This is a genomic window from Ensifer sp. YR511 (assembly GCF_900103045.1).
In the GTDB taxonomy this organism is placed as follows: Bacteria; Pseudomonadota; Alphaproteobacteria; order Rhizobiales; family Rhizobiaceae; genus Ensifer; species Ensifer adhaerens.
In genome coordinates this window covers 13,583-37,033 of sequence record NZ_FNGR01000004.1, presented here as the reverse complement: position 1 = coordinate 37,033, position 23,451 = coordinate 13,583, and the positions used below count along the sequence as shown (strand labels likewise).

The following is a 23,451-nucleotide window of genomic DNA, read 5'->3' as shown; positions in this document are numbered from 1 at the left end:
TCTCGTCGCTCCGGTTTTGTCTGCGTCTGTCATCCACATCTGTTCCTCCCAAGTCGCTCCGCGGCGTCTCGGCCTGCCGCCGATGTTTTCGCTATAATACCCATTGACGGCTATCTGTCTATTGTAGATAAAAGACAGAACGAAAATCATTTGGGAGAAACCGGGTGTCTGCGCCGTCCACCATCCTGCTCGCACCGGAGGACAATGTCGTCGTGGCGACGCTGGCCATTGCCGCTGGCGACGCCCTGCCGAACAATGTTCATGCAGCAGCGAAAGTCGATGCCGGCCACAAGATCGCGATCCGCCCGATCCGCGCCGGCGAGCCGGTCTTGAAATACGCCCAGGCGATCGGCCGGGCGACCGCCGATATCGCGCCGGGCGACCACGTGCACTCCCACAACCTCGCCTTCGACAAGGATCGCTTGGCGATCAGCCCACAGGGGGTGCCGGAAGCGGCAAGCGATGCCGACAAGGCCCGCACCTTCATGGGCTATCGAAGAGGTGATGGCCGGGCAGCGACGCGCAACTACATCGGTGTCGTCGCCAGCGTGAACTGTTCCACCACGGTCTGTCGCGCCATCGCCGAGGAGGCGAACAGGCGCATTCTCCCGAGATATGAGGGTATCGATGGTTTCGTGCCGATCGTGCACGATCAGGGCTGTGGCATGTCCTCGACCGGCGACGGCATGGCCAATCTGCACCGCACGCTCGCCGGCTACGCCCGCCATGTCAATTTCGGCGGCGTTCTGATGGTCGGCCTCGGCTGCGAGGTCAACCAGTTGACGCTCTATGGTCAGAGCGGCGGCGGCGCGGAGAAACGTCATTTCAACATCCAGGAAGCCGGCGGCTCGCGTCGATCCGTTGAAAAGGCGCTGGGCATTCTCGAGGAAATTGCGGCCGAAGTCGGCAAGGAACGTCGTATTGCGATCCCGGTCAGCGAGATCATCGTCGGTTTGCAATGTGGCGGTTCGGATGGGCTTTCGGGCATCACCGCAAATCCGGCGCTGGGTGCTGCGGTCGATATCCTTGCCGCGGCCGGCGGCACGGCGATCCTCTCCGAGACTTCGGAAATCTATGGCGCCGAGCACCTGTTGCGCAGCCGTGCAGTCAACGAAGCAGTGGCGCTGAAACTTGATGGGCTGATTGCCTGGTGGGAGAGCTATGTGGCGATGCATGGCGCCTCGCTCGACAACAATCCTTCGCCGGGCAACAAACGTGGTGGCCTGACCACGATCCTCGAAAAATCGCTCGGTGCCGTCGCCAAGGGCGGCCGCTCGCCGCTGAACGCGGTCTACCGTTATGCCGAACGCGTCACCGAGCACGGGCTCGTCTTCATGGATACGCCTGGCTACGACCCGGTATCGGCCACTGGCCAGGTCGCCGGCGGCGCCAATGTCATTGCCTTTACCACCGGTCGCGGCAGCTGTTTCGGCTGTCGGCCCGCGCCGTCGATCAAGCTTACCAGCAACACGGCGCTCTACCGGGCGATGGAAGAGGACATGGATATCGATTGCGGCGTGATCGCTTCGGGGGAGGCGAACATTGCCGGGCTTGGCCGCGAGATCTTCGACCTGATCATCGAGACCGCTTCGGGCCGCAAGACCAAGAGCGAGCTTTTCGGCTACGGCGATAATGAGTTCGTGCCCTGGCATCTGGGCGCAACGCTCTAATTACGTAGGCCTTGGAGGAGGAAACGGGGAAATGCAGACGAGACGGATCGGTCGAACCGACCTATCGGTGACCGAGTTTAGCTTCGGCGCCGCCGGTCTTGGCGGCCTCTACCGCGAATGCACCCGCGAGTCGGCGATGGCGACCCTGGACGCTGCCTGGCAGTCGGGCATGCGCTACTTCGACGTTGCGCCCTTCTACGGCCTCGGCCTTGCCGAGCGCCGCGTCGGCGACTTCCTGCGCGATAAGCCGCGCGACCAGTTCGTGCTTTCCACCAAGGTCGGCCGTCTCCTGCATCCGGTGCCGCAAGACGAGGTGCCGGACTATTCCTATGTGAAGCCGCTCAATTTCGACGTCACCTACGACTACAGCTATGACGGCATCATGCGCTCGGTCGAGTTCAGCTACGCCAGGCTCGGGCTCAACCGCATCGATATCCTCTATGTGCATGATATCGGCGTCTATACCCATGGCGCCGCCCGCAATGCGATCTATCTGCGGCAATTGCTGGAGGGCGGCCTCAAGGCGTTGGAGGAGCTGAAATCCTCGGGAACGATTGCGGCCTATGGTCTTGGCGTCAACGAGGTGCCGGTCTGTCTCGACGTCCTGCGCCAGGCCGATCTCGACTGCATCCTGCTCGCTGGGCGCTATACCTTGCTAGACCGATCGGCTGTCGCCGAACTGCTGCCGCTCTGCGAGAAGAAGCAGACTTCGCTCGTCGTCGGCGGGGTCTTCAATTCGGGCATCCTGGCGACGGGACCGGTCGAAGGCGCGCATTTCGACTACATGCCGGCAACGGAAGATATCCGGCAAAAGGTCGGTGCCATGGACGCGGTCGCCCGCGGCATGAACGTGCCGCTTGCCGCACCCGCCATGCAGTTTCCGCTCGCCAGTCCGCAGGTCGCCTCGGTGCTGCTCGGCACCGCCAAGCCGCAGAGCCTGGCGCGCAACATGGCGCTCGTCGAGCACCGGTTTTCCGCCGCCGATTTCGCCGCCTTCGAGCCCTTCACACTGGTCGCACCGGAGCTCGGGGACGAGCCGGTTCGGGTTTAACGGACGGCACTAAAGCGCCGTCTAAAATGCTGTTCCGGCAGCTTGCCAAGCCGGGATTGTCGTATTAGCATTCCAATATGTTTTTTATCGATAAAAGGTCGATAAGCCAGCACCTGCGATCGATCTCCAAGAAGTGGAACACGGTGCACCAAGAGGAGAAACCTGGGATGAGCATTCTGAAAAGCAGCCTTACCCGTCGCGCCTTTACCGTCTTGGCCGGCGCCGCGATGATCGCCGGCATGTCGCCGGTCGCCTCCTTCGCGCAGGACGTGACGATCCCGATCATCGTCAAGGATACCACGTCCTTCTACTGGCAGATCGTGCTCGCTGGCGCCCGCGCCGCCGGCAAGGATCTCGGCGTCAACGTACCGGAACTCGGCGCTCAATCCGAATCCGATATCAACGGCCAGATCAGCATTCTCGAGAACGCGGTTGCGGGCGCGCCGGCTGCCGTCGTCATTTCGCCGACGGAATTCAAGGCGCTCGGCAAGCCGATCGATGAGGCGGCAAAGGCCGTTCCGATCATCGGCATCGACTCCGGTGCCGACTCCAAGGCCTTCTCGTCGTTCCTCACCACCGACAACGTCCAGGGCGGCCGCATCGCTGCCGATGGTCTCGCTGCGGCGGTCAAGGAAATGAGCGGCAAGGAAGAGGGTGAAATCGCCATCATCACCAGCCTTCCGGGCGTCGGCTCGCTCGACCAGCGCCGCGAAGGCTTCCTCGATCAGGTCAAGGCAAAGTATCCGGGCTTCAAGGTCGTCGTCGACAAATATGCCGACGGCCAGGCGACCACCGGCCTCAACATCATGACCGACTTGATCACCGCCAATCCCAACCTTGTCGGCGTCTTCGCGTCCAACCTGATCATGGCGCAGGGTGTCGGCCAGGCAATTGCCGAAAACAAGCTCGGCGACAAGATCAAGGTGATTGGCTTCGACAGCGACGACAAGACGGTCGGCTTCCTCAAGGAAGGCGTTCTGGCCGGTCTCGTCGTTCAGGATCCCTATCGCATGGGTTATGATGGCGTGAAGACGGCGCTCGCGGTCTCGAAGAAGGAGAAGGTCGAGGCGAATGTCGATACCGGCGCCAATCTGGTGACCAAGGCCAACATGGCCGAGCCGAAGATCGACGCTCTCTTGAACCCGAAGGTCAAGTGACGACGGCTGCGGCGGGCGTTGAGCCTGCCGCGCCCGCTTGCGGCCGGAACGAGGACCGGCCGCAAGCGATCTCTGCGATGGGAGGAATGCGCAGATGACCGATTTGCAAGAGGCACGCGACGGGAGGACCGAAGGACTGCATGTGGCGACACGCCATCCGGTTCCGAAAGGCGAGCCTATCCTGGAGCTGCGCGCCCTGCAGAAGAAGTATGGCGCCGTCGAAGCCTTGAAGCCGGCGTCTCTGACCTTTCTTTCCGGTGAAGTTCACGCGATCGTCGGTGAGAACGGGGCCGGCAAGTCGACGCTGATCAAGCTTCTGACCGGCGTCATCAAGCGCACATCCGGTGAAATCTTCTGGTGCGGAAAACCCGTTCAGCTTGGCACGCCGCAGGAGGCGATTGAGCGCGGTATCAATGCCGTGCACCAGGAGGTCGTACTTTGCGCGCACCTGTCGGTCGCGGCCAATATGTTTCTCGGCGACGAGATCAATCGCAACGGCCTGATGCGCAAGCGCGCCATGACCGATGCGGCACAAAGCGTGCTGGATGATCTCGGCTTTAACCTGCCGGCCGGTGCCGTGCTTGGTAGCCTGACGATCGGCCAGCAGCAGCTTGTCGCCACGGCACGCGCGGCCATGCGCGGCACGCAGTTTCTGATCTTCGATGAGCCGACCGCCTATCTCACCCGCCAGGAATCGGCACAGCTCTTCCGGCTGATTCGAAGGCTGCAGGCCGAAGGCGTGACGATCGTCTATATCAGCCATCGCATGGAGGAAGTGTTCGAGCTTGCCGACCGTGTCTCGGTGCTGCGTGACGGCACCCATGTCGGCACCCGCAAGATCGGCGAGACCAATGAGGCGGAACTGATCGCGCTGATGATCAACCGCACGATCGAGCAGATCTATCACAAGGAGCATTTTCCGCCCGGCGAGATGATCGTCGAGACGCGCAACTTGAGCGGCCCCGGCTTTCAGGATGTGTCGCTGACCGTGCGCGCCGGCGAGATCGTCGGCCTCTATGGGCTGATCGGCGCAGGACGCAGCGAGTTCGCGCTCGGCCTTTATGGCCGCCATCGTCCGACCGCCGGTGAGGTCTATTGGCAAGGCCGCAAGGTTGAGATCGCCAGCGAGCGTAAGGCCATGGACCTCGGCATTGCGCTTGCGCCGGAAAGCCGGCGCGACCAGGGCCTCTGCCTCAACCTGCCGATCGGCCTCAACATCAATCTGCCGGTTTTCAACCGGCTGACACGCGGTCTGACGATCAATGGCCAGCAGGAACGGGAAAACGCCGACCGCCAGATTCGCGACCTGAAGATCAAGACGCCGTCACGCCGGGTGCTGGCCTCCGCCATGTCCGGCGGCAACCAGCAGAAGATCGTCATCGGCAAGTGGCTGAGCCACGGCGCCAAGCTTTTCATCTTCGACGAGCCGACGGTCGGCGTCGATGTCGGAACCAAGGCGGAAATCTATCGCCTGTTCGCGCGGCTTCTGGAGAACGGGGCGGGCATCATCCTGATCTCGTCCTATCTGCCCGAGGTCTACGAACTGGCGGACCGGCTGCACGTGTTCCGGCGCGGGCGGCTGGTCGCCAACCACGACTATCGCGCCGCGAGCCATGAGGAAGTGCTGACGCAGGCAATTGGCGTTTGAACCGATAAAAACAAACTTGAGGATGCAGGGAGGAAGACGATGAGTGCGGAAACGGTGGAGAGCGGCGCCAGCGCGGCACCACGCAAGGGCGTGAGCATTCTGTTCGGCCTTACCCTCCTGGGGTTGCTTCTGTTCCTCTGGCTGCTGTTGGGCTTCGCGACCAACAGTTTCTGGACGCCTAACAACATCAGCAACCTGCTGCGCCAGGGGGCGATGACGGCGATCCTTGCGGTTGGCCAGACCTTCGTTATCATCACGGCCGGCATCGACCTTTCGGTCGGTGCCGTGGTCGGCTTCACCAGCGTTATCGTCGCCTGGCTGCTGGCCGCCGGCGTGCCGCTCTGGATCGCCATCATCCTCACGCTAGCCTTCGGTGTCCTGATCGGCGCATTCCACGCCTTCGGCATCGTGCGCATGGGCCTGCCGCCCTTCATCATCACGCTGGCGACCCTGACCTCGCTCCGCGGTATCGGCCTCTTAATCACCAATGGCTCGACCATTTCGATCACCAATGAGGCCTTCACCAATTTTTCGCGGGCGGATTTCCTGGGCGTTCCCAGCCTGTTCTGGATGGTGATCGTGGTGGCGATCCCGGCCTATGTCTTCCTGCATTTGAGCCGGTTCGGCCGCTATCTCTTCGCCGTCGGCTCCAACAGTGAGGCCGCCCGTCTCTCCGGCGTCAACGTCCACCGCACGATCTATCTCGCCTACATCCTGTCGTCGACCTGCGCCGCCTTCGTTGGCCTGCTGCTTGCCTCGCGCATCGGCATCGGCAACGCCACCCAGGCCGAGGGTTGGGAACTGCAGGCGATCGCCTCGTCGGTCATCGGCGGCACCAGCCTCTTTGGGGCCGTCGGCTCGGTGCACGGGCCGCTGCTCGGCGCCTTCATCCTCGCAACGATCAACAACGGCGCCAACCTGTTGAACGTCAACTCGTTCTGGCAGCGCATCATCACCGGCGCGCTGATCATCGTCATCGTCTATTTCGACCAATTGCGTCGCCGCAGCGCCCGCTAGGCGCCGCCGTACTCGAGAGAATTGCCATGAAAGCCGTGCTCTGCCCACAACCCGGTCGGCTGGAGGTCGTCGATCGCACACCAATCGAAACCGTGCCGGACGGTTGGGTCCGCCTTGCCGTCAGCCATGTCGGCATCTGCGGCACGGACTACCATATCTTCGCCGGCAAACATCCGTTCCTCGAATATCCGCGGGTCATGGGCCACGAGATCTCGGCAACGGTGATTTCTGGCGGGCGAGGGACGACGATAGCGCCCGGCACGCCGGTCGTGGTCAACCCCTATCTCTCCTGTGGCGCTTGTATTGCCTGCCGAAAGGGCAAACCGAACTGCTGCACGGCCATCAAGGTTCTCGGCGTCCATACCGACGGTGCGTTTTGCGAGGAGATCGTCGTGCCGGAGGGTAATCTTTATCCGGCGGAGGGTCTGTCGCCGGAGGCCGCGGCAACGGTCGAGTTCCTCGCGATCGGCGCCCACGCGGTCCGCCGGGCATCGACGGATGCAGGGGCACGGGCGCTGGTTATCGGTGCCGGGCCAATCGGACTCGGCACGGCGATCTTCTCGCGCATCGCCGGCCATGACGTGGTGCTCGCCGACACCAGTACCGAGCGGCTGGACTTTGCCGCTCGCAAGCTCGGCTTTGCCAAGGGCATCGTCGTGGATGTTGATGCGGCGGCGCGCATTGCCGCTGCGACGGACGGCGACGGTTTCGATGTCGTCTTCGACGCCACCGGGCACGGTGGTTCGATGCAGGCGGCCTTCGCCCACGTCGCCCATGGCGGTACCCTGGTCTTCGTCAGTGTCGTCAAGGACGAGATCCGCTTCTCCGATCCGGAGTTTCACAAGCGCGAGATGACCTTGATCGGCAGCCGCAACGCGACCCGGCAGGATTTCGACCACGTCGTCGCGTCGATCGCGTCCGGCCTTGTTCCTATCGACGCGCTGATCACCCACCGCACCACGCTCGATGGCGCGGTTGCCGATCTGCCGCGATGGGCGGAGGAAAAGACGGGTCTGGTGAAGGCAGTCATCCAAGTGGCGGCCACCTGAGTGATGGCGGCTTTGCTGCATCGCCACAGGGGAGCGTACCCATATTTTGCTGCGGCGAGGCGCCAGATTTTCCTGAAAACGTCAGGCAGCGTGCCTCAATGCACGAAAACAGCGGAAAACGGCCAGTTTCGAGCGAGCTCGTTTGCAAATCGTCAGGAATCCAGATTCATTCTGGCTTCAGGCCTTGTATCGAGGCGAGACGGGTATATTTGTTGCGCTGCACAAGAAAAATGGTAGTCTGGCAGCGATTGCGGACACCAAGACAAACAATCGCAAGCTTGCGTCCGACCGGGAGCGGCGTTGTCGTTGATTGAACCAAGGGGTACGCTTCCCATGTTCTACCAGCTCTATGAACTGAACCACGCAATGATGGCGCCGTGGCGCACGGCAGCCGACGCCATGCGTCTCGCGTTCAGCAATCCGATGAACCCCGTCTCGCACACTTATTTCGGTCGCGCCGCCGCCGCCGGTCTCGAAGTGTTCGAGCGCTCCACCCGCCGTTATGGCAAGCCGGAGTTCGGTCTTCCCGAGACTGTGGTCGATGGTCAATCGGTTTCGATCTACGAACGCATCGTCTGGCGGGCGCCATTCTGCAACCTCATTCATTTCGAGCGTGCGCTTCCCAAGGGCCGCGCACCCGATCCGAAGGTGCTCATCGTCGCGCCGATGTCCGGCCACTATGCGACGCTGTTGCGCGGCACGGTGGAAGCCCTGCTTCCGCATTCCGATATCTACATCACCGACTGGATCGATGCCCGCATGGTGCCGCTCAGCGAAGGCACCTTCGATTTGGATGACTACATCGACTACGTCATCCAGATGCTGCATTTCCTCGGGCCCGACACGCATGTGATCGGCGTTTGTCAGCCCGCGGTGCCGGTGCTTGCCGCCGTCGCGCTGATGGAAGCTGCCGACGATCCGCTGTCGCCGGCGACGATGACGCTTATGGGCGGTCCGATCGACACCCGCATCAACCCGACCGGCGTCAACCAGCTGGCGGAAGAACGTTCGATCGAATGGTTCCGTGACAATGTCATCATGCCGGTGCCGTGGCCGCAGCCAGGCTTCATGCGCATGGTCTATCCGGGCTTCCTGCAGCTTTCCGGCTTCATGTCGATGAATCTCGACCGGCACCTGATCGCCCACAAGGAGTTCTTCGCCCATCTGGTGAAAAACGACGGCGATGCCGCCGAGAAGCACCGTGACTTCTATGATGAATATCTCGCGGTCATGGACCTGACGGCCGAATTCTACCTGCAGACCGTGCAGGTGGTGTTCATGCAGCACGCGCTGCCGAAGGGCGAGATGATGCATCGCGGCAAGCGCGTCGACACGACCGCGATCAAGAAGGTCGCGCTCTTGACGGTCGAAGGCGAGAACGACGATATCTCGGGCGTTGGCCAGACGAAGGCGGCGCAGACCATCTGCACCAACATCCCGGATCATATGCGCATGCACTACATGCAGCCGGATGTCGGTCACTACGGCGTCTTCAACGGCTCTCGCTTCCGCCGCGAAATCGCGCCGCGCATCGTCTCGTTCCACCGCGAGCATGCGCGCCACGCAAAACCGGTAAAGCAGCTGATCAAGGGCGGAAAGTCGGCCTGATCCCGGCTCTTGGGGTCGTTTTGACCGCGTAGAGTCAAGGGTTTGTCGGATTCCGGAGGGAGGCGTCTTGCAGAGCCAGGGGCGCCTTCCCACATCGTTTTCATCGGGTCGCATGGGCGGCCCGGATGATTGCGAGGAATCCTGAAGATGAACCAATCTGCAATGATCCGTCCGGATTGGACGCCCGCGACCATCGCTCTGATGGTGCTTGGCTTTGTGGTCTTCTGGCCGCTCGGCCTGGCCATGCTCGCGTACATTCTCTTTGGCGAAAAGCTCAAGACGTTCAAGAAAGACGCAAACGATACGGTGGATGGCATGTGCTCGGCTTTCAAGCGCGGCGGCCGCCGTTCCAACTGGACGCATCGTACCGGCAACGTCGCTTTCGACGACTGGCGCGAAGCTGAACTGGCTCGCCTCGAAGAGGAGCGCCGCAAGCTCGACGAGATGCGCGAAGAATTCGACACCTATGTGCGCGAGCTTCGCCGCGCCAAGGACCAGGAAGAGTTCGACCGCTTCATGCGCGATCGCAAGAATGGTGGCTCGGGTCCGATTGTCGAAGCCCATTAACCTGACGAAACCGCTTCCGGCGTTTCACATGAAACGCCGGATCACTCTCGGCACGCATCCAACCAGCGAACAGTAGGCGAAAGCCCCGCGAATCGGTTAGAAAGCCTGCATGTTCCCTTCCTTAAAGCGGCGCATTCAACCTGCACCACCCGCAACAACGCGGCAGATCGAGGTCGCCGGCAAGTCCCTGCCGCTGACGATCAAGCAAAACGCGCGCGCGACGCGCATGACGCTGCGCATCGAGCCAGGCGGGCGGGCCCTGAAGATGACGGTGCCGCAGGGCCTCCCCGAGCGCGAGGTGAATGCCTTCCTGACACGGCACGAGGGCTGGCTGATGACCAAGCTCGCCCGCTTCTCCGGCGAAAGCCAGATCGAGGAGGGCGGTTCCATCCTCATCCGCGGCGTTGCCCACCGCATCGAGCGCACCGGCAAGATCCGTGGGCTCACGGAAGCGATCGTGATCGATGACGAACCGGTGCTGCGCGTCAGCGGTGGCGAGGAACATCTCACACGGCGCATCGTCGATTTCCTGAAGAAGGAAGCGCGCCAGGATCTCGACCGGTTGGTGGCGATCTATACCGGCCGTATCGGCCGGAGGGCAAAGTCGCTTTCGCTCAAGGACACGCGCAGCCGCTGGGGATCATGCTCAGCCGACGGGGCGCTGAGTTTTTCCTGGCGCATCGTCATGGCGCCGCCAAAGGTCATCGCCTATCTCGCTGCGCATGAAGTGGCACATTTGCAGGAAATGAATCACGGGGCCGACTTCTGGGCGCTGTGTGGGAGGCTGTGTCCGGATACGGACGATGCCAAGCGATGGCTCCGCCGCAACGGCACGATGCTTCACGCGATCGACTTCGATTGAATCTTGGAGGGCGACGAGCGGCGCGTTATGCGCGGTGGCGCAGCGCTTCGCGGATCTTCTCGTCGGTCTTGTATTGGCTGAGCGCATAGACCGACCAGATCGCCGCCGGAACCCAGCCGATCAGGGTCAACTGCAGGATCAGGCAAATGAGGCCAGCAAAGGGGCGGCCGATGGTAAAAAACTGCAGCCAAGGCAGGATAAGCGCGAGCAACAGGCGCATCAGTCTCTCCGTTGTGGTAAAATGCATATGGTGAAAGCGCGCCTGCCGCGCAAGGGGCGCGCACCCGCCAAAGGACGGGTGCAGGGGCGCTGAGTGACCGCTTTTGCGTCGGTTTTTGGCTCGACTCGCGCGGCATTTCATGCAAGGTCGCTTCTCATGAAAACCCAAGTGAAGATATGCGGGCTGAAGACCGCGGAAGCGGCCGAGCGTGCTGTCGCGCTCGGCGCATCCCATGTCGGCTTCATCTTTTTCCCGAAGAGCCCCAGGAACATCGAGCCCGACGATGCCGGCCGCATCGCCGACAGGATTCGCGGCCAGGCGAAGATCGTCGCCGTCACGGTCAATGCCGACAATGACGAGCTTGACGAGATCGTCTCGGCCCTCAATCCGGATATCCTGCAGCTTCACGGCAGCGAGGACGCGGAGCGACTGCTGACGGTCAAGGCGATGTATGGCCTTACCGTCATGAAGGCCCTTTCGGTGCGCGAAGCATCTGACCTTGAAAAGATCGATGCCTATATCGGCATTGCCGATCGCTTCCTCTTCGATGCCAAGCCGCCAAAAGGGTCCGATTTGCCCGGTGGCAACGGCGTTTCCTTTGACTGGAAGCTTCTCGATGCGCTTGACGGAAGCGTCGATTACATGCTTTCCGGTGGTCTTAACGCCGACAACATTGGCGAGGCCATGGCGCAGACCAGCGCGCGTGCCATCGATATCTCCTCCGGCGTCGAGAGCGCGCCGGGCGTCAAGGATCTGAAGCTCATGGAATCGTTTTTCAATGCCGTTCGCCAGGCGGAGGCGGGCATGCCACGGTCAGGGAGCAGGACGTGAACCAGGCGCCAAAGTTGAATTCCTTCCGGGGTGGCCCGGACGAGGACGGCCGTTTCGGTATCTTCGGTGGCCGCTTCGTGGCCGAAACCCTGATGCCGCTGATCCTCGATCTCCAGAACGAGTGGGACAACGCGAAGAACGATCCGGCCTTCAAGGCGGAGCTGGAGCATCTCGGCGCGCATTATATCGGCCGCCCGAGCCCGCTCTATTTTGCTGAACGTCTGACGGCGGAGCTTGGCGGCGCCAAGATCTACTTCAAGCGCGAAGAGCTGAACCACACCGGCTCGCACAAGATCAACAACTGCATTGGCCAGATCCTGCTTGCCAAGCGCATGGGCAAGACGCGCATCATCGCTGAGACCGGTGCCGGCCAGCATGGCGTGGCTTCGGCAACCGTCGCTGCCCGCTTCGGCCTGCCCTGCGTCGTCTACATGGGCGCGACCGACGTCGAGCGCCAGGCGCCGAACGTCTTCCGCATGAAGCTCTTGGGTGCCGAGGTAAAGCCGGTGACGGCCGGCAGCGGCACGCTCAAGGACGCCATGAACGAGGCGCTGCGTGACTGGGTCACCAATGTCGACAACACCTACTACCTGATCGGCACGGCTGCCGGCCCGCATCCCTATCCGGAGATGGTCCGCGATTTCCAGGCGGTGATCGGCCAGGAAGCCAAGGAGCAGATGCTCGCCGCCGAAGGCCGGCTGCCGGATCTCGTCATTGCCGCCGTTGGCGGTGGCTCCAACGCAATCGGCATCTTCCATCCGTTCCTCGATGACGAGAGCGTCAAGATCGTCGGCGTCGAAGCCGGCGGCAAGGGCATCGAAGGCGACGAGCATTGCGCCTCGATCACAGCCGGTTCGCCCGGCGTGCTGCATGGCAACCGCACCTATCTGCTGCAGGACGGCGACGGCCAGATCAAGGAAGGGCATTCGATTTCGGCCGGTCTCGACTATCCCGGCATCGGCCCGGAGCACGCCTGGCTGAACGATGTCGGTCGCGTCGAATACGTGCCGATCATGGACCACGAAGCGCTTGAGGCGTTCCAGACGCTGACCCGTCTCGAAGGCATCATTCCGGCGCTCGAGCCGTCGCATGCGCTTGCCGAAGTCATCAAGCGCGCGCCAAAAATGGGCAAGGACGAGATCATCCTGATGAACCTCTCCGGCCGCGGCGACAAGGACATCTTCACCGTCGGCAAGTTACTGGGAATGGGGCAGTAAGATCATGACCGCACGCATGGACAAGCGATTTGCCGATGTTGCGGCCGAAGGACGTCCGGTCCTCGTCACCTATTTCATGGGCGGCGATCCGGATTTCGAGACGTCGGTCTCAATCATGAAGGCGCTGCCGAAGGCCGGCGCCGACGTCATCGAACTCGGCATGCCTTTCTCAGACCCGATGGCCGACGGCCCGGCGATCCAGCTGGCCGGTCAACGCTCGCTGAAAAGCGGACAGACGCTCGCAAAGACGCTTGAGATCGCCCGCCGTTTCCGTGAGGACGACCAGCGCACGCCGATCGTGCTGATGGGCTATTACAACCCGATCTATATCTACGGCGTCGACCGCTTCCTGACGGATGCGCTGGCCGCCGGCATTGACGGCCTGATCGTCGTCGACCTGCCGCCGGAGATGGACGACGAACTCTGCATCCCGGCGCTGGAGAAGGGCATCAACTTCATTCGCCTGGCGACGCCGACCACGGACGACCGTCGCCTGCCGAAGGTCCTCGAAAACACCTCCGGTTTCGTCTATTACGTGTCGATGAACGGCATCACCGGTTCGGCTCTGCCCGATCCGTCGTTGATCGCCGGCGCCGTCGGGCGTATCAAGGCACACACCAATCTGCCCGTTTGCGTCGGTTTCGGCGTCAAGACGGCGGAACATGCAAGGGCCATCGGAGCATCTGCCGATGGCGTGGTCGTCGGTACGGCGATCGTCAACCAGATCGCGTCGAGCCTGACCGAAGAGGGCAAGGCGACCGATGCGACGGTTCCGGGTGTCGAAGCGCTGGTGAGAGGGCTCTCGGCAGGCGTGCGGTCCGCACGTCTCGCAGCAGCCGAATAATTGCCTATATTAGCGCGCACAACCCGAAGGAAATCTTCAGGAGTTACTAAGTGAACTGGATCACAAACTACGTTCGGCCGAAGATCAACTCGATGCTGGGCCGCCGGGAAGTTCCGGAAAATCTCTGGATCAAGTGCCCGGAAACCGGCGAGATGGTGTTCCATCGCGATCTCGAGGAAAACAAGTGGGTCATCCCGCAGTCCGGCTTCCACATGAAGATGCCGGCCAAGGCGCGGTTGAAGGACCTGTTCGACGGCGGCATCTTTGAAGCGTTTCCGCAGCCGAAGGTTGCTCAGGACCCGCTGAAGTTCCGCGATTCCAAGAAATACGTCGATCGTCTGCGCGACAGCCGCGCCAAGACTGAACTCGAAGACACGATCGTCGCCGGTCTCGGCCGCGTCCAGGGCGTCAAACTCGTCGCCGTCGTGCACGAGTTCAACTTCATTGGCGGCTCGCTCGGCATGGCTGCCGGCGAGGCGATCATCAAGGCCTTCGAACGGGCGATCGCCGAGAAGTGCCCGCTGGTCATCTTCCCGGCTTCGGGCGGCGCCCGCATGCAGGAAGGCATCCTGTCGCTGATGCAGCTGCCGCGCACCACGGTTGCCGTCAACATGCTGAAGGAAGCCGGCCTCCCCTATATCGTCGTACTCACCAACCCGACCACCGGTGGCGTCACCGCATCCTACGCGATGCTCGGCGACATTCACATGGCCGAGCCCGGCGCGGAAATCGGCTTTGCCGGGAAGCGCGTGATCGAGCAGACGCTGCGCGAGAAACTGCCGGAAGGTTTCCAGACGTCGGAATACCTGCTGGAGCACGGCATGGTCGACATGGTCGTCAAGCGCCATGATCTGCCGTCGACGCTCGCCCGGGTCCTGAAAATCCTGATGAAGAAGCCGGCGGAAGCCTCGAAGCTCAACGGCGGCACGCAGCCGGCCGCCTTGCCGGTCGCTGCCAGCGCTTGAATAAGCGCTGGGCTGGTCGAACTGCGTAGAACAAAATAATGCATCTCCGCGATTTCTTGTGTGTGGGGATGCTGCAACTCAAGGCGTTACAGCGATCGGTAGACGGCCTATAAGGCGCGCGCTGTAGCAGCCGAGCGTGTCGGGGCGGGGTTAAGAGATGGCAGCGGTGGAAGCCAGCGAAGCGGGCTACGAGATCGAAAAACTTCTCGCCCTTCACCCCAAGGGCTTCGACCTGTCGCTGGACAGGATCACCCGGCTTCTCGCCGCCCTCGGCAATCCCCAGGATCGTCTTCCGCCGGTGATCCATGTCGCCGGTACCAACGGCAAGGGCTCGGCGACCGCGTTTTCGCGGGCGATCCTCGAAGCAGCCGGCCTCAGCGTTCACGTCCACACGTCGCCGCATCTCGTCAACTGGCACGAGCGCTATCGCCTGGGCGTCAAGGGTGGCAAGGGCAGGCTCGTCAGCGATCCCGTTCTCGCCGATGCCGTGCGTCGCGTCGCCGAAGCCAATGGCGGCGAGAAGATCACCGTCTTCGAGATCCTGACCGCCGTCACCTTCCTGCTCTTTGCCGAGCACCCGGCCGACGTGGCGATCATCGAGGTTGGTCTCGGCGGCCGCTTCGACGCGACCAACGTTATTGCCCGGCCGGCCGTCTCGGTCGTCATGCCGATCTCGCTCGACCATCAGGCCTATCTCGGTGATCGGGTGGAGCTGATAGCCGCCGAAAAGGCCGGCATCATGAAGCGTGGCTGCCCCGTGGTAATCGGCCAGCAGGAGGAAGAGGCCGCCCGTGACGTGCTCGTCTCGACGGCGGAACGCCTCGGTTGCCCGATGTTTGTCTATGGCCAGGATTTCATGGCGCATGAGGAGTTCGGTCGCCTCGTCTATCAGGACGAAGGCGGGCTCGCCGATCTGCCGCTGCCGAAGCTGCCGGGGCGCCACCAGTATGCCAATGCCGCAGCCGCCATCCGCGCGGTGCGGGCCGCCGGTTTCGATGTTTCCGAAGCGGCGATCGAGAGGGGCCTCGCGGGCGTCGAATGGCCCGGACGCCTGCAGCGCCTGACCAGCGGTAAGCTCACGCATTACGGGCCCAATGGCGCGGAGATCTGGGTCGACGGCGGCCACAATCCCGGCGCCGGTCAGGTGATCGCCGAGGCAATGGCGACCTTCGAGGAGCGCGAATCGCGCCCCCTGTTCCTGATCATCGGCATGATCAACACCAAGGAGCCGATCGGCTACTTCCGCGCCTTCCTCGATCTCGCCGAGCAGGTCTTCACCGTTCCGATCCGCGGTTCCGATGCTGGGCTTGATCCTGTGGCGCTGGCCAGTGATGCCGCATCGGTCGGCTTCGAGGCTTCGGCGGTCTCGTCCGTTGCCGAGGCGCTGACGGTCATCGCCAATCTGGTCGACGAAGATCCGGCGCCGCCGCGCATCCTGATCGGTGGCTCGCTCTATCTGGTGGGCGATGTGCTTGCCGACAACGGCACGCCGCCGAAGTGATCGGCAGCTGGGACCGCCATCCCGCTTCCAGATTTAAGACAAGAAAAAAGCCCGGCATGCCGGGCTTTCAACGTTTTCAGCAGTGAACTCGCTTTAAGCGACCGCCGTGGAGATCCACGAGGACAGGGCCGTCTTCGGGGCGGCGCCAACCTTGATGTCAGCCACTTCGCCGGCCTTGAACATGGCGAGCGTCGGGATCGAGCGAACGCCGTACTGGGCGGCCAGTTCCGGGTTTTCGTCGATGTTGAGCTTGGCAACCTTGACCTTGCCGGCGAGTTCGTTCGAGATTTCCTCGAGGCTCGGGGCGATCATCTTGCACGGGCCGCACCATTCAGCCCAGAAATCGACAACCACCGGCTCGGCGGAGTTCAGCACTTCCTGCTGAAAATTGGACGTATCGACCTTTACAGTAGCCATAGGCTGCTCCTTGCGTTCGGAATGGCAGTATCCAGATGTTGTGTCTCATGTGAGAAGGCACCGCTGGATTTTCAATATCGGGTATCTCACTTTGTTGCGAGGTCTTCAAGGCTCCTGTCGAGTGCCTGGTCGGGAACGACGTGGATTGCCGGCCCCTCGGTGAAGATCAGCACACACCGAAACGCATGCGCCGGATAAAGCGGCTGCAGGAGCGCGCGGTAGATGGCAAGCTGCGCCGTGTAGGCGAAGGGAATGTCGTTAGGCGATGCCGGCACCTGCCTGTTGGTCTTGAAGTCCGCAATCGTCACGACGCCATCGCGGACGGCCAGCCGGTCGATCCGGCCTGAAACCGCGTGCTCACGCTTGCCGAGCGTCAGCGCACCCATGACCGAAACCTCGGCCCGGCTGCTCACCGAGAAAACTGCGCCGAGGTCCGGATGGTCGAGCACGGTTTCGATGCTGGCGATCAGTGCGGCGCGTTGTTCTGAAGGCCAACTGGGCACGGATCGCTCGAGATAGCGTTCGGCCGCGGCCCGGCGATCGTCTCCCGCCATCGAGGGCAGAACCTGCAGCAGGCGGTGCAGGATGGCGCCGCGCAGCATCGAGAGGTTTGCCGGGGCCTTTTCTGAGAAAAGAGCCGAGCCGACGAGCGCATCGCCATCGTCCTCGTCAACCGCGATGCCGACGCCGGAAGGACTGAGCGGCCGCGGCAGCCGTTTTTGCGGCGGCAGTGGCGTCGAAAGCGCCTTTGGCAGGGCGGTGGCGGGACGGCCCGAATCGGCCGAGCGCGCATCGCCGGAGGGCAGATCGCGTTCGAGCTGCTTCTCGCGCCAGGCATGGCCGGACCATTCCTCGCCGCCGGCGTGAAAACTGGTCGGGTGGCCGCGGCCGCTCTCGTCTCCGGCAAGGCTCGCCTGAACCATAGCGTGCCATGTATCGGTAACGGCCCGCTGGCCGCGATAACCGCAGACGATCAGGCGGTCGGCGGCGCGGGTCATGCCGACATAGAGCAGGCGACGATATTCTTCCTCAGCCAGCGTCTTCAGCCGCTCGCCGTCGGCGGTGATGAGCGAGTTCGATTCCGCGCCCGGCGCGCGCCACACCGGAAGCGGCAGGACGGTGCCGTCTCTCTGGGCAAGCTCCAGGAAGCGAAGAGAGGGCACATGCTGGTTGCTGAACGCCGCCCCGCCGCCATCGGCGAGGAAGACGACTGGCGCTTCCAGGCCCTTGGCCGCGTGCACGGTCATGATCCGGACTTCGTCGCGTTCCTTGTCCTGCTCGCGCTTGACCGTCGGCGCTTCCATTTCCAGCGTCGAGACGAAGGCCTGCAGGCCGGGCAGGCCGCTTCTTTCCTGGTCGAGCGCGAAGGTCAGGAACTCGTCGAGAATGTCGCTGACCTCGGTGCCGAGGCGCGCGAGAAAGGCGGCGCGGCCGCCATGCACGCCGAGGACGCGGGCATAGAAGTCATGCGGCGCCAGCTGGCTTGCGAGCGCCATGTAGGATTTCAGCGTTCGCGCCGTCTGGTGAAACAGGATACCGTCATCGGCTTCATGCTGCAGCCTCTCCCAGAGGCTTTCGCCTTCGCCGCGCCGCGCCGCGAGTTCGAACAGCGCGTCTTCGCCGAGGTTGAACAGCGGGCTTTTCATCAGCGCGGCCAGCGACAGGTCGTCCTGCGGCAACAGCACGAACCGCCCGAGGGCGAGCAGGTCCTGGACGGCAATATGCTTGGTGAGCACCAACCGGTCGGCGCCGGCGACCGGAATGTTGTTGCGGCGCTTGAGTGCTCTCGTCAGAGCATTGACGAAGGCGTCGCGCTTGCGGACCAGTACGATCACGTCGCCCGGGCGCATCGGCCGGCGAACGCCCTTCTCGACGATCGTCTCCTTGCCGATCCAGCTTTCCAGCGTGGCTGCGATCCGGCGGGCGAGGATGTTGACCGGCGCACTCTCCGGCGTTGCGTCGAAGGCGGCGGTCCATTCCTCGTCTGTATCCACCGGTTCGGCGGCAATCACGTCCCAGATGTCGACGGCGCCGGGATGGCCGATGCGGTTCGAAGCATGCACCACGGGCTCGTTGCGGGCGCTGAGGCCTCGCGCATGCGCCGGATTGGCAAAGACGGCGTCAACGGCCGAAAGCACGTCGACGGTTGAGCGGAAGGAGAGCTGCAGGCGGATGGGCTCGAAAGCCTTGCCGCCGTCGCGCACCCGCCGTTCGGTCTCCTGGCTCTCGCGCGAAAACCGCTCCGGACGGGCGCCCTGGAAGGAGTAGATCGACTGTTTCTCGTCACCGACAGCAAACATCGTGCGGGCAGTACCGCGTGCGCTCTCGCCCGAGAAGAAGTCGGAAGCCAGCGCCTGGATGATCGTCCACTGCGCCGGGCTGGTGTCCTGCGCCTCGTCGACGAGGATATGGTCGATGCCCTGGTCGAGCTTGTAGTGTACCCAGGCGCTGACGTCGCCGCGGGCAAAGAGCGCCGCCGTGCGGTTGATCAGGTCCTCGAAATCGAGCTGGCTGCGGCGTCGCTTCAGTTCCTCGTAGTCGGTATTCAGCCGCCCGGCGAGCGTCAGCGCCGCCAGCGTCGCCTCGAACATCCTGAGGATGCTGATGTGATCGATGCAGGCGACGACATGGCGATAGGCCTCGTCCACGAGGTCAATGAGATCGGGGGCAGCCTGCTGCATCGCCTTGTTGAGGAAGGCGGATTGCGCCCGCGGCTTGCCCGTGCCGGTGAAGAACAGATGCCTGAGCCCGTCATAGCGCGCGCTGAGATCCGTCATCTTCGAAACGGTCCTCAGCCCCTCCGCAAAGTCGAGCACCTTCGTGCCGCCGACGCTGGTGGCGAGCGAGAAGTACCGTTCGAGCGCCGCGCCGTTCAAGCCCGCCAAGGGCCAGATCGTCGCCATGGCGCCGTCGACGCTTTCCCCCGGCGAAAGCTTCAGCGCCCGGCGCAGCTCGGCCTCGGTGCCGCCGAGCCCGTCGGCATGTTCGAGGAAGACCTGGATCGCGGTTCGGTTTTCGACGATTGCGGCCAGCAGCTTTTCCAGGCCGGTATCGTCGGCGATGTCGAGCACGGTGGCAAAGGCGTGGGCAAGAGCCGGATCGTCCTTGGCCGCGGTCGCGGTCAGCAGCAGCCGGCGCGCATCGGCAAGCAGAACCGCAGCCGCGCGATCGTCGAGAACCGAGAAATGGCCGGCGACATTGGCCTCCAGCGGAAACTGGTGCAGCAGCGCCTCGCAAAAGGCATGGATCGTCTGGATCTTCAGGCCGCCCGGGGTCTCCAGCGCGCGGGCGAACAGGCGCCGCGCCTCCTGCAGCTTCAAGCGCCCGGGCCGCTCGCCCTCAATCGCCTCGATCCGCTTTTCGAGCGTCGCGTCGTCGAGCGTTACCCATTCGGCCAGCCGTTCGAACACGCGATTCGACATTTCGGAGGCCGCCGCCTTGGTATAGGTGAGGCAGAGGATCGCCGAGGGGCGGCAGCCGGCAAGCAGCAGCCGTATCACCCGCTGGGTCAGCACGTGGGTCTTGCCGGAGCCGGCATTGGCCGACACCCAGGCGGAGCGGTCCGGGTCCGAAGCCAGCGACTGCCGGCGCGAGGTCCAGTCGAGCCAGCTTTGAGGCGTCGCCTGTTCGGGGCCGAGGTCGTCATCCCTCATCGCCATCCTCCTCTTCGCTGTCGGCCGTCGACCATTCGGCTACGCGTGCCAGATGGTCGTATTCGCCGCCATAATCGCGCTCTTTCTGAACAATCACGCGCGAGGCAAAGCCATGCTTGCCCGAAAGCAGCGCGCATAGCAGCTTCCTGAGTTCGGCAAGCGACTCGTCCGCAAGCTGATCGGCCGACTTCGTCTCCTTCGACTTGCTGCCTTCGTTGTTGACCGCTTCCGGTTTGAAGCGCGCGCCCGGTTTGAGCCGGACATAGAGCAGCGACTGTGGGTGGCTGGGCGGCACGTCCTTAAAGGCGCCGGCCTTGAGGGCCGCGGCTTCCAGCGCGAGCTGCGGGTCGAGCAGCACGCGCGCTTCCTTGGTCGATGGGCTCGAGCCGGTCTTGTAGTCGACGATCTCGACGCTGCCGTCGGTCAGCGTATCGAGCCGGTCGGCAATGCCGGTCAGCCGCATGTCGGCGACGCCGAGCTCCATCGATGCCGCCACTTCGGTGCGCGACCGGCGGATGAAGCGGGCGCGGTCCCGTTCCCATTTGATGAAGGCCAAGCCGACCGCGGCAAAGCGCGGCCGCCAGATCGTGTCGATATGGGTGGGCAGTCGCGCCTCGTCGAAAGCCTCGTTCAGCAGCCGGTGCATGACCTCTTCCGCCGCCGGCAACATCAGATCGACGCCCGCGCGTACGAAACGCTCGACGATCTGGTGGTAAAGCGTGCCGCGCTCGGCCGGGCCGGGGTCGCTGTTGAACGGCAGCAGCGGATCCAGCCGAAGGATGCGTCGCGCATAGATCGCGTAGGGGTCGCGCCGTAGCCGCGACACTTCGCTGAAAGAGTACTTGCGCGGCTGCAGGTCCGCCGGTGGCTTGGGGGCGGGGCGCTCGGCCAGCGGCTGGCGGCCGCCGTCGTCAAGCATGCGGGCCCAGGCGAGATAGTCGGCGCCATTGGCGTGCAGCGCTCGCGTCAGCCGTTCGCCGCCGAGCGCCAGCAGCCGCTGCAGCCAGCGCGAGGCGACGGTGGGTGCTGCGCCCTGGCGCATCGAGCGGGTGAAGATCAGCCGCCTTGTGCCGCAGGCCATCTGGAAGTCGTGCGCAAGCTGGCCGATGCGTCGTTCAGGCGGCTCAAGACCGATCCCCGTCTTCATGGTGCGCGACAGGAACGGATCGTTGGCCGTCTGGCCCGGCCAATTGCCTTCGTTCAGGCCGCCGAGAACCACCAGGTCCATGCTCTGCAGGCGCGATTCCAGCGCGCCGAAGATGAACACCCGCGGATGGCGCATGGAGCGAGGCTTGACCGCGGCGCTGGCCGACAGGGCTTCGACGACATCGCACCATTGCGGCCCGTCCGCGGTCATCTGGCCGTCGGTCTCGATGATGCCGCGAAGGAGAGTTGCGAGCGTATCGGCGGCCTCGCCGGACCAAAGCCCACCGAGGTCGCCACGCTCGTCGGCTGAGGCCGCTTCCAGGGCCTCGCCGGTGCGCATCGCCCAGTCGGCAAAGGTAAATTCGTCCGAGAACACGCGGCTGCCGTCCCGGCTGCGCGTCAGCGCGGAGGCGAGCGGCGCCACCGCGAGACCGATCTTCGCCGCCACGTCGCGGGCCGCCTCAAGCGCGTCATCCCCGATGCCGATGCGCCATTCCGGTGGATGGCGATCGGTCTTGTGCCGGACGATCGCCGCGTCGAGCACGGACCCGAGGGCCAGCAGATCGACCGTCGCGGTGCTGCCACGCAGTGCCATGCGTTCCAGCGCGTCGGCCCCTTCGCGCATCCTGTCGCGGGAAAGCCCGAAGCGCGCCAGCGGATGCTTGAGCAGCGCGACGAACGGCACGGGATCGCCGGGGCGCAGGCATGCTTCTAGCAGCAGCCGCAGCAGGCTGCCCTGCGGCGTCGCGATGAGAGGCGTACCGGCGGAATCGTCGGCCTCGATGCCGAAGCGGGCAAGCTCGGCGCCGACCCGCCGTGCGAGATTGCGGTCCGGCGTGATCAGCGCTGCCTGGCTCTCGTCGCTGCCTTCGAGCGCGAGCCGCAAGGCGACCGCGATCGCGGCCGCTTCCTCGCGTTCGTTGGCGGTTTCGATGAGGGCTGCATCCTGGAAGGCTTGCTGCAGCAACGCCGGATCCAGCTCGCTGCGCATCGCGGTCCATGCATTGGTCGCCTTGGCCGGCAGAAGAGCGTGCGACAGGATCTCGGCACGGACGTCGAGGTCGACCTCGGCGACAGCCAGGGCGGTCACGTCGGGCCGCAGAACGCCCATGCGTTTCAGCAGCCTGTAAAAGCCGTATTGCGGGTGGCTGCGGCTTGCCGGGTCCGGCCTGCCGTCAAGGGCGGCGTCGGCGACGATCATGTCCCATTCGGCCTCGCTCATCGTCTGGTCGAGGCCAGGCAGCACGATCGTACCGTTGGGCAGCTTCTGCACGGCGGCAATCAGCGTGGCCGTTGCGGGAATGGAGCCGGTCGAACCGGCAATGATGATCGGGCCCTCGATCTTGCCGGCGGCGATGCGCTGCGTCTCGGCCTGCAGGATCGCGTTGCGGTGGCGCGCGGGCGATGATTGTTTCAGTTCCTCCAGCCGTTCCGGCCAGTAGCTGCGGGCAATCTTCAGGAATTCGAGCGTCAGCTGCCACCAGAGGGCGTGCTCGCCGGCATCGAGTTTGTCGAGCTTGTCCCAGTCGAGCTCTTCCGTCTCCATCGCGTCGATGAGGTCGGCAAGATTGCGCGCGAGCCAGATCGCATCGGCAGGGCTTGCCGGCGCAATCAGCGGGCTCTCCGCATGGATGTCGAGCACCACCTTCGGCAGCCGGTTGCGCCAGGCGAGGATAAGCCGGCCAAGCTCGATCAGGCGTGCGGTCCCGGGCAGGGGCGGGGCGAGATCGAGGATTGCCGGCACCTCGGCATCGAAGAAGCCGCTGTCGTCATCGGTCTCGCCGAGTGCCTTGATCGTGGGCAGGATGGTGGAGCGTCCGCCGAGCAGGTCGACGAACTCGGACCGGAGCACACGGGCCGAGCGCCGCGTCGGCACGAAGATCGTCACGCCGGCAAGCGGCAGGGGATCGGCCGGGTCGTAGCGGAAGTCCGGCGTCAGGCTACCGTCGCAAAGCTTTTCGGCGAGCGTCTTCAGGAAGGGGAGGCCGGGCGGGATCGTGAAGACATTGGACCGGCGGCCAAGCACGC

18 protein-coding genes are annotated in these 23,451 nt (G+C 63.7%); 14 read left to right on the top strand and 4 right to left on the bottom strand.

The features are described 5' to 3' along the window. Positions 1–164 precede the first annotated feature (164 nt). The 9 genes from BLU15_RS09720 to BLU15_RS09680 all read left to right on the top strand — a co-directional run bounded on the left by BLU15_RS09720 (position 165) and on the right by BLU15_RS09680 (position 10,629). Positions 165–1,670, top strand: a complete 1,506-nt coding sequence (locus BLU15_RS09720) for a UxaA family hydrolase (RefSeq protein ID WP_090295158.1) — start codon at positions 165–167, stop codon at positions 1,668–1,670. 31 nt (positions 1,671–1,701) lie between these two features. Next, positions 1,702–2,721 carry an aldo/keto reductase gene (locus BLU15_RS09715; protein WP_060608954.1) on the top strand — a complete coding sequence of 340 codons (1,020 nt, stop codon included), beginning with the start codon at positions 1,702–1,704 and terminating at the stop codon, positions 2,719–2,721. Positions 2,722–2,888: 167 nt separating this feature from the next. Further along, complete coding sequence (locus tag BLU15_RS09710; RefSeq protein WP_090295156.1) at positions 2,889–3,878, top strand: ABC transporter substrate-binding protein; 990 nt, start codon at positions 2,889–2,891, stop codon at positions 3,876–3,878. A 94-nt stretch (positions 3,879–3,972) separates the two neighbouring features. After that, complete coding sequence (locus BLU15_RS09705; RefSeq protein ID WP_090295155.1) at positions 3,973–5,526, top strand: sugar ABC transporter ATP-binding protein; 1,554 nt, start codon at positions 3,973–3,975, stop codon at positions 5,524–5,526. Between the two features lie 39 nt (positions 5,527–5,565). Further along, on the top strand, positions 5,566–6,543 hold the full coding sequence (locus BLU15_RS09700; RefSeq protein ID WP_034801644.1) for an ABC transporter permease: 978 nt from the start codon (positions 5,566–5,568) through the stop codon (positions 6,541–6,543). Between the two features lie 26 nt (positions 6,544–6,569). Further along, positions 6,570–7,592: a zinc-binding alcohol dehydrogenase family protein gene (locus BLU15_RS09695; RefSeq protein WP_090295153.1), complete on the top strand. Its 1,023-nt coding sequence runs from the start codon at positions 6,570–6,572 to the stop codon at positions 7,590–7,592. Positions 7,593–7,925: 333 nt separating this feature from the next. Next, positions 7,926–9,200, top strand: a complete 1,275-nt coding sequence (gene phaZ, locus BLU15_RS09690; protein WP_090295152.1) for a polyhydroxyalkanoate depolymerase — start codon at positions 7,926–7,928, stop codon at positions 9,198–9,200. Between the two features lie 147 nt (positions 9,201–9,347). Continuing rightward, positions 9,348–9,767, top strand: a complete 420-nt coding sequence (locus BLU15_RS09685) for a DUF2852 domain-containing protein (protein WP_034801651.1) — start codon at positions 9,348–9,350, stop codon at positions 9,765–9,767. Positions 9,768–9,876: 109 nt separating this feature from the next. After that, a complete protein-coding gene (locus tag BLU15_RS09680) occupies positions 9,877–10,629 on the top strand; it encodes a M48 family metallopeptidase (protein WP_090295150.1) in 753 nt (250 codons plus the stop codon). A 25-nt stretch (positions 10,630–10,654) separates the two neighbouring features. Here BLU15_RS09680 and BLU15_RS09675 read toward each other — a convergent pair whose 3' ends face one another. Further along, a complete protein-coding gene (locus BLU15_RS09675; protein ID WP_034801662.1) occupies positions 10,655–10,849 on the bottom strand; it encodes a YqaE/Pmp3 family membrane protein in 195 nt (64 codons plus the stop codon). 156 nt (positions 10,850–11,005) lie between these two features. Between BLU15_RS09675 and BLU15_RS09670 the strand changes: the two genes are divergently transcribed. The 5 genes from BLU15_RS09670 to BLU15_RS09650 all read left to right on the top strand — a co-directional run bounded on the left by BLU15_RS09670 (position 11,006) and on the right by BLU15_RS09650 (position 16,207). Continuing rightward, the gene (locus BLU15_RS09670) at positions 11,006–11,680 is read left to right on the top strand and encodes a phosphoribosylanthranilate isomerase (protein ID WP_090295148.1); all 675 of its coding nucleotides are present in this window, start codon (positions 11,006–11,008) and stop codon (positions 11,678–11,680) included. Next, positions 11,677–12,897 (top strand): tryptophan synthase subunit beta, encoded by a 1,221-nt coding sequence (gene trpB, locus BLU15_RS09665; RefSeq protein ID WP_034801666.1) that lies wholly within the window; start codon positions 11,677–11,679, stop codon positions 12,895–12,897. Before BLU15_RS09670 ends, trpB begins: the two co-directional genes overlap by 4 nt. Positions 12,898–12,901: 4 nt before the next feature. Further along, on the top strand, positions 12,902–13,741 hold the full coding sequence (gene trpA / locus BLU15_RS09660; RefSeq protein ID WP_034801668.1) for a tryptophan synthase subunit alpha: 840 nt from the start codon (positions 12,902–12,904) through the stop codon (positions 13,739–13,741). A gap of 50 nt (positions 13,742–13,791) precedes the next feature. Beyond that, positions 13,792–14,706, top strand: coding sequence for an acetyl-CoA carboxylase, carboxyltransferase subunit beta (gene accD, locus BLU15_RS09655; protein ID WP_034801670.1), 915 nt, complete (start codon positions 13,792–13,794; stop codon positions 14,704–14,706). A 157-nt stretch (positions 14,707–14,863) separates the two neighbouring features. Further along, positions 14,864–16,207: a bifunctional folylpolyglutamate synthase/dihydrofolate synthase gene (locus BLU15_RS09650; RefSeq protein WP_034801672.1), complete on the top strand. Its 1,344-nt coding sequence runs from the start codon at positions 14,864–14,866 to the stop codon at positions 16,205–16,207. Between the two features lie 93 nt (positions 16,208–16,300). Here the strand turns inward: BLU15_RS09650 and trxA are convergent, their stop codons facing one another. The 3 genes from trxA to addB all read right to left on the bottom strand — a co-directional run bounded on the left by trxA (position 16,301) and on the right by addB (position 23,449). Then, positions 16,301–16,624 carry a thioredoxin gene (trxA, locus tag BLU15_RS09645; RefSeq protein WP_034801674.1) on the bottom strand — a complete coding sequence of 108 codons (324 nt, stop codon included), beginning with the start codon at positions 16,622–16,624 and terminating at the stop codon, positions 16,301–16,303. Positions 16,625–16,710: 86 nt separating this feature from the next. Continuing rightward, positions 16,711–20,277 (bottom strand): double-strand break repair helicase AddA, encoded by a 3,567-nt coding sequence (gene addA, locus BLU15_RS09640; protein WP_090295147.1) that lies wholly within the window; start codon positions 20,275–20,277, stop codon positions 16,711–16,713. Continuing rightward, positions 20,267–23,449: a double-strand break repair protein AddB gene (gene addB / locus BLU15_RS09635; protein WP_371589655.1), complete on the bottom strand. Its 3,183-nt coding sequence runs from the start codon at positions 23,447–23,449 to the stop codon at positions 20,267–20,269. Before addB ends, addA begins: the two co-directional genes overlap by 11 nt. Positions 23,450–23,451: the final 2 nt, after the last annotated feature.